Here is a 13,366-nt window from a genome sequence, read left to right as displayed (position 1 = left end):
AGAAGTTTGTAATTCTTTAAAACAAAAAAACTCACAATTTCTTGTGAGTTTCTTGTGAGCGCGAAAGGATTCGAACCTTTGACCGTCTGCTTAGAAGGCAGATGCTCTATCCAGCTGAGCTACGCACCCTAAAAATAAATTTGATGTCGGGGCGGCAGGATTCGAACCTGCGACCTCCTGGTCCCAAACCAGGCGCGATGACCGGACTACGCTACGCCCCGATGAAGTCATCTAAAAAGAGGAATATTACCTTGTTTTTTGTGGGTGCAAATATAGAATTTATTTCTTAATTATAAAAATAAAATTCGCAAAAATTTAAATTATTCTAAAATAAAAAATGGTGTGCACCGTTAGCATTCTCAGATTCAATCTTCTAAAGGAATGATAAAGAATGATAAATTTGCAGGCAATTTAAAGTCATGAATGATTTAGATTGACTCCGTATTAGAAAAATATGATACTGATAGCAACTATGAAAACTAAACAAAAATTATTTATTTACTTTATCCTGTTCATATTCTCATTATGTACCAAGATAAGTGCCCAACAACTGGAAGGTAACGGAAATGTCACAATCTCCTATATGCAGAAAAAAGAAATGTCTGTAGAAGATTACTTCCAGACGAGGATGAAACAGTCGAAAAAGTACAAAATTGTGGGTAAGAAACTTGAAATATTCTTTGAAAAAGATAATACATTTTTTCTGGGCAGAAATATGCTGTCCGGAAATGATAAGAAAAGTGTAAAAGTAGATACATTATATACGATTCCTAAAATGAATCTGGTAACTGCTTTCCCTGACTATCACCTGGAAGGAGACGATGTAAGGGATGTTGTTTATAGGTATTTATATAAAAATGTTCCGGGATTCAGTGGAACTGTTAACAGTACATTGATCTATAAGCTTGATAAAAATATAATTGATATTGATTATGAGAATATCACACATAAATATATCATAAAGAAAACTGCTTTATATCATTTTAAAATCAGTACCGACGATTTAAAGATTTTAGACTTTAAGAAATATTAAAACTGATACAGGAATTATATTTAAATTAAAAAAAATAGAGTTTCCTTCCTAATAATAAACAAAAAAACTCACAATTTCTTGTGAGTTTTTTGTGAGCGCGAAAGGATTCGAACCTTTGACCGTCTGCTTAGAAGGCAGATGCTCTATCCAGCTGAGCTACGCACCCATTAAAAGTTGATTTTTGCTTAACGATTATGTAAGCTTAAAAAGTCGGGGCGGCAGGATTCGAACCTGCGACCTCCTGGTCCCAAACCAGGCGCGATGACCGGACTACGCTACGCCCCGAAAAAGATATATAGAAAAGCGGAGGGTAAGGGATTCGAACCCTTGCGACACTTTCGCGTCGACAGTTTAGCAAACTGCTCCGTTAACCACTCCGGCAACCCTCCTGTTTATCTTCGTTTTTTAATGATCGTTGTTCCTTTATTGCGAGTGCAAATATAGAATAGATTTCTTTATTTACCAAATATTTTTCAAGAAAAATTTGCGTATTTTTGAGCTGATAAACTAAGAAAAAAAATAGACAAATGCGTAAAACATTATATATCATCGGATTAAGCACGGTCGTTTTTTCCTGTACTTCGCAGCAAAATGCAAAAAAAAGGCAGTACATTCCCAAAACCCCATCAATACAGCAAAAGGCCACAGCACAGACTCCCGCCGAAAAACCAAAACCAAAGATCACTTCAGATCATGGAGTAGAGTTTTTTACTACCAATATTGCTGATATTACCAAGAATGATAACACCGCAAGCTATGGGTCTATTGTTTCTGCAAAACCGGCTGGCTATAAAGTGGTAAAAGATTATTTTCCGGCAATCGCACAGAATTTCAGACAACGATATCTTATTCTTCATTATACGGCTTTACCGGACGATAAATCAATTACCGTTCTTACACAGCAGGCCGTAAGCGCTCATTATCTTGTTAATAACACAGGTGATAACCAGATTTACCAGTTAGTAGACGAAAACAAACGTGCTTATCATGCAGGAGTAAGTGCATGGAGAGCAGATAAAAACCTTAATGATACTTCAATCGGAATAGAAATCGTAAATACAGGCTACACAACCGACGCTTCCGGTAAAAGAATATTTGCCCCATTTGATGATGCACAGATAAAAAAGGTGGCGGCTTTAGTAAAGGATATTGTCAGCAGATATCAGATTCCGGCGACGAATATTCTCGCGCATTCGGATATTGCCCCTACCAGAAAGCAGGATCCGGGGCCACTTTTTCCCTGGAAGAAGCTATATGACGAATATCAGATCGGGATGTGGTATGATGAAGCTCAGAAGCAGTCCTTTTATGATCTTGCAGTCTCAACGGATTTTCAGTTGAAATATAATGATCCGACTTTTATTTTTAATGTGCAGACACAATTACAGAAGTTCGGTTATGCATTGGATCTGAGCGGAAAGTGGGACGATGCAACCAAGAAAACCATAGAAGCATTTCAGTACCATTTCCGTCCGCAGAATTATGACGGAATCATGGATGCCGAAACTTTTGCCATTTTACAGGCTTTGGTATTAAAATATCCGCTAAAATAAATGTAACAATGTAGCAATTTATCAAAATAACATATTACTATTTGTTGGTACACTGTTACATTGATAAATTGTTATATTAATTATAAATTATGGAGAATTTTAGAAAAGAGAGCGATTTATTGGGCGAATTGAACGTTCCTATAAATGCTTATTATGGAGTACAGACACAGAGAGCGATCAATAATTTTAAAATTTCAGGGCAGCTGTTATCATCTTATCCGCAGTTTATCAGAGGCCTGGCTTTTGTAAAAAAGGCGGCGGCTAAAACAAACTATGAGCTGGGGCTTCTTAATGAAAATATGTATTTCAACATCGCTGAAGTTTGCGACGAAATTATCAACGGTGAGCTTCATGAGCAGTTTCCTGTAGATATGATCCAGGGCGGCGCGGGAACTTCCATCAACATGAATGCGAATGAAGTAATTGCCAACAGGGCCTTGGAAAAATTAGGTAAAAATAAAGGTCAGTATGAATTTTGTTCACCGAATGATCATGTTAATCTTTCACAATCAACAAATGATGCTTATCCAACAGCCATTAAGATGGGATTATTACAGATGAATGCGACGCTGGTAGAAAAGCTGGAAAAAATCGTTGAAGCATTCAGGGAAAAAGGACGTGAATTTAGCGATGTAATAAAAATGGGTCGTACGCAGCTCCAGGATGCTGTTCCGATGACTTTGGGGCAGGAATTTGAAGCATTTGCGGCGACGCTGGAAGAAGATATTTCTAAATTGAATAACAACGCAAGCCTTTTTGTTGAGGTCAATATGGGGGCCACTGCAATCGGTACCGGACTGAATGCTCCGATCGGCTATGCGGCTCTGTGCGCTAAAAATTTGGCTCAGATTAGCGGTTTTCCCGTAGTTTCTGCTCCTGACCTCGTAGAAGCAACACCTGACACCGGATCGTATGTTATTTATTCTTCTGCAATGAAGCGCCTTGCCGTAAAACTTTCAAAAATCTGTAATGACCTGAGATTGCTTTCATCAGGGCCTAGAGCCGGGCTTTTCGAAATTAATCTGCCGCCGATGCAGCCGGGATCGTCCATTATGCCGGGAAAAGTAAATCCTGTGATTCCTGAAGTGGTCAATCAGGTTTGCTTTAAAATTTTTGGGAATGATCTTACGGTAACTTTTGCTGCAGAAGCAGGACAATTGCAACTCAACGTCATGGAACCGGTGCTTTCCCATGCTATCATGGAAAATATTCACTTTCTTTGTAATGCGCTGGATACGCTTCGGGAGAAATGTGTAGTGGGAATTACAGCAAACCGTGAAGTATGTTTAAACATGGTGAAACACAGCATTGGAATTGTAACGGCTCTCAACCCGTATATCGGATATAAACATTCTACCGAGATTGCAAAAGAAGCATTGGAAACAGGGAAAAGCGTTTATAATTTAGTGTTGGAAAAAGGTATTCTGTCACAGGAAAAGCTGGATGAAATTCTTGATCCCAGAAACATGCTGAAACCACATAACAGGTAAATAAAATAGCAAGTGATTGATGTTTTTGATTATTAATCACTTATCATTCACTATTAATAATTTTAAAGTGAGGATTTTAATCATAATTCCTGCCCATAACGAGGAAAATAATCTTCCTTTCACGCTGGATTCTTTACAGAGGCAGCATTTCGGCGATTTCAAGGTCGTTATCGTAAATGATGGCTCTACGGACAAGACTGTGGAAGTCATTAAAAAATATTCAGATGATGATGTACGTTTTACAACAATCAATTTGCAGAAATCTCTTCATCAGCCCGGATCGAAAGTCGTAAACGCTTTCAAAAAAGGCTTGGAAACACAGAGCCTAGATGATTTTGAGATCATCTGCAAGTTTGATTCGGATGTTATTTTTCCGGAAAACTATCTTGAAAGAATAGAGGATGCGTTCCGTAATAACCCCGATTATGGCCTTGTAGGCGGTCTTTTATACGTAGAGAAAAACGGAAGTTGGGTGTATGAAGGAAATTCTAATAAGCATCATGTACGTGGACCAGTGAAAGCATATCGTAAAGAAAGCTTTATCCAGATGAACGGAGTCAGGGAAACGCTTGGCTGGGATAATATTGATGCTATACTGCTGCAAAATCTAGGTTGGAAAGAGATTGTCTTGGATGAATTACATGTTAAATTAATCAAAGTAAAAGGAGCAGATTATACCATAAAACCCGCCGATTACTATGGCAGATATTTTTATTTTTTGGGATTGAAAAGGCTGTTGGCTTATATTGCTGCGTTCAAGGAAGCTGTGAAAAGCAGATCTATTTTTTTCTTTTTTAAAATAATCCGATCGTATGAACATTCACGCAATCAGAAATTAGAATTAAAAATATCTGAAAATGAACAAAAAGCCATCAACAGGCAACGTTGGGAAATGCTGAAGAGAAAATGGCTGAAGATCTGAAAGAATAAGACAATTCCATTTAAATAAGATCATTAACTGAATTTAGCTTAAATTATTTTGAAAAGTATAGCTTACATAGAAATAGACACCCACGCGGAAGTTGCACAGGATTTCATAGAAATTATGCAGGATTCTGCTGAATTTAATGTAGATTATTATTTTTCAAAAAGGATAATTGATGAAATCGGACATCCAGAAGGAAATATTTTCTTGTCGGAAAGTTCCATGATTTTGGATCAGTTAAAATCAAAACGTTATGATCTCATCGTGATCGGTACCGTACACCGTTATTTTAACACGTTCCGGACAATTGCTGAAGAATATAATACAGCTATTATCGTTCACAATATCAACTTTATACAGAGTTCGAAATGGAGTTTGCTTAAGAGCATCTTCAAAACAGATACGGTTTACAGACTAAAGCTTTGGTGGAAAGAAGGGCTTTTTTATTCTTCAAAAGTATACCAAAAGGCAGAGAATCTTCTGGTTCTTGATGAAGAGTTAATTTCTGGCCGTTTCAAATTTTTACCACTTTTTTATACAAGAGATTACACAAAACAAGATTATAAAGTTTTCACTATTGTTATTCCCGGCGGAGTTTCTCAAAAAAGAAGAGATTATCAAAGAGTAATTTCAGTAATAAAAAAGCTTGAGAATAGTCCTGATATTCAGAAAAAATCAATGGAATTCATTTTCTTAGGAAAGGCAAAAAATAATGAATTAAAGCAACTTATTGATCTTGAAAGAACTTTAAAATACATTAACATCACTTATTTTAAGGAGAGGGTTTCCCAATTGGACTTCAATAATTGGATGCAGAAAGCAGATGTTTTATGGTGCCCGATTCAGGAAGAAACCGAATTTTTCAGTCAAAAAGAAATTTACGGAAAAACAAAAATGACCGGGAATGTCGGTGATGCAATCAAATTCGGTAAGCTGGCAGTTTTCCCGGAAAATTATCACTCCAAATTAGGTTTTATTATCTCAGATCAAAATGATATGATCAGGTTGTTTGAAGAGGTTAAAAATAATCAGTTTGATTTTCAAAAAGACTACAATAAAAAAATAGTAAAAGAAAAGCTTGAAACACTTCTGAAAAGCCTGATTTCTACTTGAATTTAAAGATGCTTTTGATGAAATTTTTATTCAGATAATCTTCGATCGGAAAAACATTTGTAAAATAATTACCAATAAAAATCAGTAATAAAACAACAGCGGGCTTGTAGATCAGGTTGATAAAATTATTGTCGAAATTCGGTAAAATAATCGCTACGGTAATTGCCAGCGTGCAGATAATTGATACAAAAATCATTTCGATCGTAAGTGGGGAAACTTTAAATACAATATAATTAAAAACAATTTTTACCACATTATAGGTAATCAGTGAAATAGCGGTAGATAACGCGATCCCGATAAGCTTTAAATCGGTATTCTCCAGAAAGTAAAAATTTAAACTGATCGTCAGCCCTGCAAGAAGAAGCATGACCAGAATATTGAATTTATAGTATTTAGAAAGCGAAATAATATTACCGTTAAATCCTGTAGCCAAATCAATCAAAACCGCAGAACCCCAGATCCAGACTACCGGCTCATACTCCCTGAGTAATACTCCGTTTTTCGGCATAAAATACGTCAGATAAGGAAATCCGACCATGATACATGAAAATAAAACAGCTCCCAGGAAATATAGTGTCAGGGATGTTTTTTTATGGAATCTGTCTAAACCTTCCATATCGCCGTCAGCGAGGTTTTTGCTGATAATCGGTGCGGAAATATTAAATAAGCCTAATTGTGGAATGGAAATTAAAGAGATTAATGCGTAGAGTGTAGAATAAATCCCGTTTTCCTCCATTCCCATATATTCGCCGATCATAAAGCTGTTGATGGCCAGATAATTTCCGAAAGTGCCTAAAAAGCCAAAGAAGCTATAACTCGCAAAGTCTTTCCATAGATCATCTTTCTTAAAATAATCCGTACTGAAATCAAGATGAATTTTTTCCAGCTTATTGGTGTAATAAATATATCCGAAAAGCATCAGAGCAAAGATTCCGAAGAAAAATGCCAGGGCAGTCTGCTGTGAAAAGGCAAAATAAAAAAAAAGGCAAAAAGCGCCCAGATTGGCTATTTTAGGAAAAAGATTATCGAATATATTAGAAACAACAATTCTTTTAAAGTTTGATACATATTTGTTAAATATGGCGCAGAATGATAAAACCAAGATTAGCGGAAGTACAATTTCTTTTAGATTCCAGGCTTTGGTTTTCAGGAATTCAGGATAAATATGAGGCAGTATAAAAAAAACGCCGCAAAAAATCAGGAAATTGATTAAGATAGTAAGCAGTGACAGGGAAAGCATATTCTGGCTTTTGCCATCTTTCTGTACACTGTGGTAAAATTTTACATTGGCATACGAAATGCCAAATACCACAAACGGAACCAGCATTTCTGCCGTCTGCATGCTATATCTGAGTGTACCGTAAAATACAAAATCATTCGGAAAAATAAAAATCGCAGAAACTGTACCCAGCAGAAAACCTACATAGCCAATAATAGAATATTTAAACCCTTGCCTTGCTACTACACTCATCTTTTATTGGCTTTTTGGTATAAAAATAATATTGTTGATGTATTCTTTCTTGTTCTTTTCGTCGCCTGTGTTTTTGAGTAAGATTTCTTCCGTTAGTTTTTCAAGAATAAAGGTATTTCTGTTTAAATATTTAGCATCATATCCCCAGGATTCAACTTCTGAAATCTCCTGCCAAATGGGTGTTTCATGATGTCTCTGCTCCATTTCCACCATGAGTACCGGTAAAAATTTGCAAATGACTTCTTTGGCTCCATAAAGTGTTTTCATTTCATTGCCCTCTACATCTATTTTGATAAAATCCAGCTTTTTGAAGTTTTCTATGGCTGCCCATTCGTCAAGCTTTATGACCTTTACTTTTTCGGTATAGCTTTTCTCTTCACCTTTTTCTTTATAGTCCGTATTCAGAGTGCCTCTTGAAGCAACCGTTTTTCCGTTGATAACAGGAACTTTGAACTCTGCCGTTGTGTTTTCATCCGAAAGTGCCAGAGGAAATACACGCATTTCAGGAAAAAGTCTTTTTAGTCTTCTGTATAATTTTTTATTGGGTTCGAAAGCGTAGATCTGCTCATGATTCAGCTTATTCTCAAGCTGATACAGAAATGTTCCTACATTGGCACCGATATCAAGGATTACGGCATTTTTGGGTAAGAATTCTTTGATCCATACCAATTCAGGCTCTACATTTCTTGCTGAGAAATTATCTTTGCTGAGATTATTTAAACTTTTAAAAAATCTTTTCTTGTAAAATCCCGGACTGATATATTGCAGATTTTCAGCAATTCTTTGGTATAGAGACATTTTTTTGCTTTTGACAAGAACAAAGATACATAAAAATGTTAAATTATTGTTAAATTGTGTAAATTATAAACCTTTGAATGCCAGTAAGTAAGATTTAAAACTATAAAAAAGGCGCATTGAGGAAATCATTAAGCGGCTTCATTGTTTTAAAGATTTTTACAAGGTTTTCAGATGCGTTTTCATGCAGAATTTCGTCATCCGTAAGGTTGTAGACAACGATAAAACTCTTCAGTTTCACGTATTCTGCCATCGGATCTTCCTTTTCAAATCCCTGAGGAACTTTTTTAAGCTTATCATCCTGATCCAATTCAGAAAAATATTTTTTGAAATCTTTATTGTTGATAATTTTAATAAATTCCTGTCCGTAGAGTGAAATTTCTTTTCTCAATGTCTTTAAAACAGATGATTCCGGCATGTAAATTCCTCCGGCAATAAATGATTTTCCGGGTTCCAGGTGAAGGTAATATCCGCCTTTCTGGCTTCCTTTACCCATTCCGAGCGAAGCGCCGAAATTGGTTTTGTATGGCGTTTTGTCTTTTGAAAACCGCGTATCACGGTAAATTCTGAACAAAGATTTTTTTGCATCAATTTTTTTCAGCTGTTCATCAAATCCGGACATTTCTTTGATAAGCTCTTCAAGAAACAGGATAACATTTTCCTGAGCTTCTGTGTAAAGATTTTTATTGTCAGTAAACCATTCGCGGTTATTATTTTGAGCCAGATTTTTCAGGAAATCAAAAACTTTTGATGAAATTGATGCAGACATATTTTTATATTTTCACTCAAAATTACTTAAAATTGAGCAATGCCGGAAAACATTTTTCTTTGAATCCAAAGGTTGTGCAGATCGAATTGTTTATTAAATTAAAAATAAAAATAATGCTGTTTTTCTGCGGAAATTACAAAAGCATTCTATGTTTTAAATATTAAATTATTGTTTCTGTAATAATAGTTAAAATGTAATTCAAATAATAATTGTATCTTTGCAAAAATTTTAAAATATTTAATGAATTTATTTACGGAAACCAATTTAAGTCCTGACATTCTTAAGGCTATTGGCGAACTGGGTTACGAAAGCCCGACAGAAATCCAAAAACAGACTATCCCTTTTATTCTTTCAGATATTCGCGACTTGATCGCACTTGCGCAGACAGGGACAGGCAAAACAGCAGCATTTTCGCTTCCGATTTTGGATATGATTGACGATACGAGTCGCAAAATCCAACTTTTGGTGCTTTGTCCGACACGGGAATTATGTCTTCAGATTACGAAAGACATTAAAAACTACTCCAAATACATGAAAGACATCAAAACGACAGCCGTTTATGGTGGAAGCAGTATTATGGATCAAATCAGATCTCTTAAGGATAAACCACAGATCATCGTGGGAACTCCTGGTAGAGTAATCGACCTTATCAACAGAAAAGCATTAGATTTCTCCGCTATCCACTGGCTGGTTTTGGATGAAGCCGATGAAATGCTTTCCATGGGTTTCAAGGACGAACTGGAAACTATTCTTAGTGAAACGCCTGAAACCAAGCAGACTTTTCTTTTCTCTGCCACAATGAGCAAAGAAGTAGAGAGAATCTCTAAAAATTATTTGACAAAACCGCACAGAATTTCGGTGGGTTCTATTAACGAGGTTAAGAAGAACATCAAACATGAATATTATGTAATCGGTTATCGCCAGAAAAAAGAGGCCTTAAAGCGTCTTATTGATTCCAACCCGAATCAATATTCCATTATTTTCTGCAGAACAAGAATGGAAACCCAGGAGGTTGCTGATTTCCTGATGCAGAATGGATACGCAGCAGATGCTCTTCATGGAGATCTTTCTCAGGCACAGAGAGATACGGTAATGAAAAAGTTCAGGTTAAAGAATATCGATATTCTTGTAGCAACAGACGTAGCGGCGAGAGGACTTGATGTAAATTCCCTGACACACGTTATTCATTATTCTCTTCCTGATGATCCGGAAGTATTCGTTCACCGAAGCGGAAGAACGGGAAGAGCCGGAAAAGACGGTATTTCTATTGCCCTGATCAAACCTGAAGAAAGCAGAAAGCTGAAACAGATCAAATCGGTGACGAAAATCGAAATGCACGAAGGTAAAATTCCTACCGGAGAAGATATTATTAAAGCTCAGGTTGGAGGTGTTTTCGAAAGTCTTTTTGAGATCCACGAAGATTTCTTTGAATTTGATGACTCTCTGATTCCTGATTTGTCAGCATTTACGAAAGAGGAGCTTGCCCATAAATTACTTCAGTTCCAGCTTAAAGATCTTGCGCTTTATTACAAAGACAGACATGATCTGATGGATCAGAAGCTGAGCAGCAGAGATGATGACGGTGGTTCCAGAAGAGACAGAAGAGACCGCGACAGAGACAGAGGAAGAGATCGTGACAGAGGCGAACGTGGCGGAAAACCGAGAAGAAAAAATGAAGATATGGTAAGATTCTTCTTTAATCTTGGGAAAAAAGATCAATTGAAGAAGCTTGATGTATTGGATATCATCAATAAAGCGACTTCAGGAAAAAGCAAAAAAAGAGCAGAAATCGGCGATATTGAAATTCTTGAGAAATTCTCATTCTTCGAAGTTGAAAAATCATTTAAAGACAATGTATTGAGCAACATCGGATCGATGAAATTCAAAGGAAAGGAAATGAGAGCGGAAGTAGCAAACTAAGCTCTTTAAAATATACTGGAAACCGGCCTTAGAGCCGGTTTTTTTAGTTGATAATCAAATGTTCATGCAATGTTAACAAAACTTAATGTTGTATTGTTTCAGGTAAGGGCCTTTTTTAAGAAATTTGCACTCGAATTATAAATACTTAAAAATGGGAATTGGTAATATTTTCCACGCTTTTCAACCAAAAGATAAAATCTTCTTCGTTCTTTTCGAAAAAGTAACTGAAAACCTCGTTGCAATGTCTGAGGAATTCAACACGGGAATTAAAGATTTCGATCTTAACGACGATTCTATGCTGAAAAAAATGAGCGACTTCGAACATAAAAATGATGAGCTTACTCATGAAATTTTTGTGGAACTGGGGAAAAACTTCATTACACCTTTCGACAGGGAAGATATCCACACTTTAGCAACGGGATTAGATGATATTGCTGATTACATTTATGCCTCTACAAAATATATTTTCCTTTATAAATCTCCGGAAATGAAAGCATATTCGGATTTCTCTCTGCTGATTCACAAGGCATGTCTTGAAATCCAGAATGCTATGAAAAACCTTAAAGGTTTCAAAAATATGGAGCAGGTAAAAGAAGCCTGTATTAAAGTGAATTCTATTGAGAATATCGCAGATGATCTTCTTTCCAACTCAATGGTAGAATTGTTCGAAACCAATGATGCCATTAACATTATCAAAGTTTCATCGGTACTTAATTATCTTGAGGTCGTAACGGACAAAGCAGAAGATGTTGCCAACACGATTGAAAACATCATGATTAAATATGCGTAATTAATAATTATAATTAAACAATGGAATTTCCGATTTTACTTATAGTTATTATTGCCTTGGCTTTAATTTTCGATTACATCAATGGTTTTCATGATGCGGCCAATTCAATTGCGACTATTGTTTCTACAAAAGTTTTAACACCTTTCCAGGCTGTACTTTGGGCTGCACTCTGGAATTTTGCGGCGTTCTTTATCGCTGCCTATATTATTGGCGAATTTAAAATCGGTAACACGATTGCCAAAACCGTCAATGAAAATTTTATCACCCTCGAAGTAATCTTTTCGGGGCTTGTAGCGGCCATCGCATGGAATCTCCTGACGTGGTGGTTCGGGATCCCTTCCTCTTCATCACATACCTTGATCGGAGGATTTTTGGGAGCTGCACTGATGCATGCTTTCATGATGGATTATCATGATGTGGTTGCAACACAGCCGGGTCTTGGTTTCTGGGATACGTGTAAAGAGGCTTTAAGTCAGGTAACACAGCAGAGTGTTGTGAAATTTGACAAGGTAATCCCAATTTTCCTGTTCATTTTCATGGCACCGATCATTGGGATGATTATTTCAATTATTATTACTTTAATTATCGTTCACCTTTACAAAAGATCAAATCCGCATAAGGCAGATAAATCATTTAAGAGATTGCAGCTGGCTTCTTCGGCCCTTTTCAGTTTAGGTCACGGTCTGAATGATGCTCAGAAGGTAATGGGGATTATCGGTGCAGCATTGATCTACTATCACGTAGAGATGCTTCAGGATCCTGTTTATCTGGGTATTCCTGCTGCCGGACGTTTTGATTATTTTGCTGAACACTATCTTTGGGTACCTTTGGTATCTTTCCTCGCCATTGGTTTGGGAACCATGAGTGGTGGCTGGAAGATCATTAAAACTATGGGTACTAAGATCACAAAAGTAACTTCTCTGGAAGGAGTAAGTGCTGAAACTGCAGGAGCGATTACTCTATTCATCACAGATCACTTCGGAATCCCTGTTTCTACAACACATACGATTACAGGATCAATCATTGGGGTAGGTCTTACGAAAAGAGTATCGGCCGTACGATGGGGTATTACGGTAAGCCTGCTTTGGGCTTGGGTTCTTACCATTCCTATTTCAGCAATTGTGGCAGGAATAACGTATCTCGTAGTAACATTTTTATCTTAAATTATTTTTAAATAATGATATAAACTTTGCTCATATGGGCAAAGTTTTTTGTTTATTGAATTAAGAAATTTTTTCTAATTTAGATCATTAAATCAAAAGTCATGAGTACCGCAGAATTAAAAATAGATTTAATAAACCAAATCACAGCTATAAAGGACAAAGTCAGACTGAAAGAATTATTACAATTAATAAAATTTCAAGAAGAATCATCTGTCTATATCACAAGTGATGATGAAAAACAAGCTGTTCTTGAAGCTAGAAATGAAATTCAAAATGGTGAAGTTTTTTCTGATGCTGATGTTCAAAAGGAAATTAGAGAATGGCTAAAAAAATAATTTGGACAA

The 13,366-nt window shown here is 36.3% G+C and carries 12 protein-coding genes and 5 tRNA genes; 9 read left to right on the top strand and 8 right to left on the bottom strand.

Annotated features, from left to right (window positions below; genetic code table 11):
- Nucleotides 1–55 precede the first annotated feature (55 nt).
- Nucleotides 56–129 (bottom strand) — tRNA-Arg (locus AC3WV0_RS16270).
- A gap of 17 nt (nt 130–146) precedes the next feature.
- Nucleotides 147–221: transfer RNA gene (locus AC3WV0_RS16265), tRNA-Pro, on the bottom strand.
- Between the two features lie 251 nt (nt 222–472).
- Between AC3WV0_RS16265 and AC3WV0_RS16260 the strand changes: the two genes are divergently transcribed.
- Complete coding sequence (locus AC3WV0_RS16260; RefSeq protein WP_488847126.1) at nt 473–1,033, top strand: hypothetical protein; 561 nt, start codon at nt 473–475, stop codon at nt 1,031–1,033.
- 92 nt (nt 1,034–1,125) lie between these two features.
- On the opposite strand, the gene AC3WV0_RS16255 is transcribed toward AC3WV0_RS16260, so the two are convergent.
- The 3 genes from AC3WV0_RS16255 to AC3WV0_RS16245 all read right to left on the bottom strand — a co-directional run bounded on the left by AC3WV0_RS16255 (nt 1,126) and on the right by AC3WV0_RS16245 (nt 1,422).
- Nucleotides 1,126–1,199: transfer RNA gene (locus AC3WV0_RS16255), tRNA-Arg, on the bottom strand.
- Between the two features lie 44 nt (nt 1,200–1,243).
- A tRNA-Pro gene (locus tag AC3WV0_RS16250) sits at nt 1,244–1,318 on the bottom strand.
- Nucleotides 1,319–1,337: 19 nt separating this feature from the next.
- Nucleotides 1,338–1,422, bottom strand: a tRNA-Ser gene (locus tag AC3WV0_RS16245).
- A gap of 138 nt (nt 1,423–1,560) precedes the next feature.
- On the opposite strand from AC3WV0_RS16245, the gene AC3WV0_RS16240 reads away from it, so the two are divergent.
- The 4 genes from AC3WV0_RS16240 to AC3WV0_RS16225 all read left to right on the top strand — a co-directional run bounded on the left by AC3WV0_RS16240 (nt 1,561) and on the right by AC3WV0_RS16225 (nt 6,114).
- Entirely contained in the window at nt 1,561–2,586 is a 1,026-nt protein-coding gene (locus tag AC3WV0_RS16240) for an N-acetylmuramoyl-L-alanine amidase (protein WP_488847125.1), read from the top strand.
- Between the two features lie 89 nt (nt 2,587–2,675).
- Nucleotides 2,676–4,076, top strand: a complete 1,401-nt coding sequence (gene aspA / locus AC3WV0_RS16235) for an aspartate ammonia-lyase (RefSeq protein ID WP_488847124.1) — start codon at nt 2,676–2,678, stop codon at nt 4,074–4,076.
- A gap of 67 nt (nt 4,077–4,143) precedes the next feature.
- Nucleotides 4,144–4,998, top strand: a complete 855-nt coding sequence (locus AC3WV0_RS16230) for a glycosyltransferase family 2 protein (protein ID WP_488847123.1) — start codon at nt 4,144–4,146, stop codon at nt 4,996–4,998.
- Between the two features lie 57 nt (nt 4,999–5,055).
- Entirely contained in the window at nt 5,056–6,114 is a 1,059-nt protein-coding gene (locus AC3WV0_RS16225; RefSeq protein ID WP_488847122.1) for a hypothetical protein, read from the top strand.
- Here AC3WV0_RS16225 and AC3WV0_RS16220 read toward each other — a convergent pair.
- The 3 genes from AC3WV0_RS16220 to AC3WV0_RS16210 all read right to left on the bottom strand — a co-directional run bounded on the left by AC3WV0_RS16220 (nt 6,107) and on the right by AC3WV0_RS16210 (nt 9,149).
- The gene (locus tag AC3WV0_RS16220; protein ID WP_488847121.1) at nt 6,107–7,585 is read right to left on the bottom strand and encodes a lipopolysaccharide biosynthesis protein; all 1,479 of its coding nucleotides are present in this window, start codon (nt 7,583–7,585) and stop codon (nt 6,107–6,109) included. The genes AC3WV0_RS16225 and AC3WV0_RS16220 overlap by 8 nt on opposite strands.
- Before the next feature lie 3 nt (nt 7,586–7,588).
- The gene (locus AC3WV0_RS16215) at nt 7,589–8,383 is read right to left on the bottom strand and encodes an FkbM family methyltransferase (protein ID WP_488847120.1); all 795 of its coding nucleotides are present in this window, start codon (nt 8,381–8,383) and stop codon (nt 7,589–7,591) included.
- Between the two features lie 100 nt (nt 8,384–8,483).
- Nucleotides 8,484–9,149, bottom strand: coding sequence for a DUF2461 domain-containing protein (locus AC3WV0_RS16210; RefSeq protein ID WP_488847119.1), 666 nt, complete (start codon nt 9,147–9,149; stop codon nt 8,484–8,486).
- A 240-nt stretch (nt 9,150–9,389) separates the two neighbouring features.
- Between AC3WV0_RS16210 and AC3WV0_RS16205 the strand changes: the two genes are divergently transcribed.
- From AC3WV0_RS16205 to AC3WV0_RS16190, 4 genes are all read left to right on the top strand, one after another.
- A complete protein-coding gene (locus tag AC3WV0_RS16205) occupies nt 9,390–11,069 on the top strand; it encodes a DEAD/DEAH box helicase (protein WP_488847118.1) in 1,680 nt (559 codons plus the stop codon).
- A gap of 151 nt (nt 11,070–11,220) precedes the next feature.
- Nucleotides 11,221–11,859 carry a DUF47 domain-containing protein gene (locus AC3WV0_RS16200; RefSeq protein WP_002981301.1) on the top strand — a complete coding sequence of 213 codons (639 nt, stop codon included), beginning with the start codon at nt 11,221–11,223 and terminating at the stop codon, nt 11,857–11,859.
- A gap of 20 nt (nt 11,860–11,879) precedes the next feature.
- On the top strand, nt 11,880–13,022 hold the full coding sequence (locus tag AC3WV0_RS16195) for an inorganic phosphate transporter (RefSeq protein WP_488847117.1): 1,143 nt from the start codon (nt 11,880–11,882) through the stop codon (nt 13,020–13,022).
- A 101-nt stretch (nt 13,023–13,123) separates the two neighbouring features.
- The gene (locus AC3WV0_RS16190) at nt 13,124–13,357 is read left to right on the top strand and encodes a hypothetical protein (protein ID WP_488847116.1); all 234 of its coding nucleotides are present in this window, start codon (nt 13,124–13,126) and stop codon (nt 13,355–13,357) included.
- Nucleotides 13,358–13,366: the final 9 nt, after the last annotated feature.

It is taken from the genome of Chryseobacterium sp. 27AL (assembly GCF_057815395.1).
Note: the sequence above shows the minus strand (reverse complement) of the source record. Positions and strands in the feature narration are given on the sequence as shown.

Coding starts and splice junctions, on each gene's coding strand:
- AC3WV0_RS16260 (WP_488847126.1), top strand. CDS start 473: ATGAAAACTAAACAAAAATTATTTATTTACTTTATCCTGTTCATATTC.
- AC3WV0_RS16240 (WP_488847125.1), top strand. CDS start 1,561: ATGCGTAAAACATTATATATCATCGGATTAAGCACGGTCGTTTTTTCC.
- aspA (WP_488847124.1), top strand. CDS start 2,676: ATGGAGAATTTTAGAAAAGAGAGCGATTTATTGGGCGAATTGAACGTT.
- AC3WV0_RS16220 (WP_488847121.1), bottom strand. CDS start 7,585: ATGAGTGTAGTAGCAAGGCAAGGGTTTAAATATTCTATTATTGGCTAT.
- AC3WV0_RS16215 (WP_488847120.1), bottom strand. CDS start 8,383: ATGTCTCTATACCAAAGAATTGCTGAAAATCTGCAATATATCAGTCCG.
- AC3WV0_RS16210 (WP_488847119.1), bottom strand. CDS start 9,149: ATGTCTGCATCAATTTCATCAAAAGTTTTTGATTTCCTGAAAAATCTG.
- AC3WV0_RS16205 (WP_488847118.1), top strand. CDS start 9,390: ATGAATTTATTTACGGAAACCAATTTAAGTCCTGACATTCTTAAGGCT.
- AC3WV0_RS16200 (WP_002981301.1), top strand. CDS start 11,221: ATGGGAATTGGTAATATTTTCCACGCTTTTCAACCAAAAGATAAAATC.
- AC3WV0_RS16195 (WP_488847117.1), top strand. CDS start 11,880: ATGGAATTTCCGATTTTACTTATAGTTATTATTGCCTTGGCTTTAATT.
- AC3WV0_RS16190 (WP_488847116.1), top strand. CDS start 13,124: ATGAGTACCGCAGAATTAAAAATAGATTTAATAAACCAAATCACAGCT.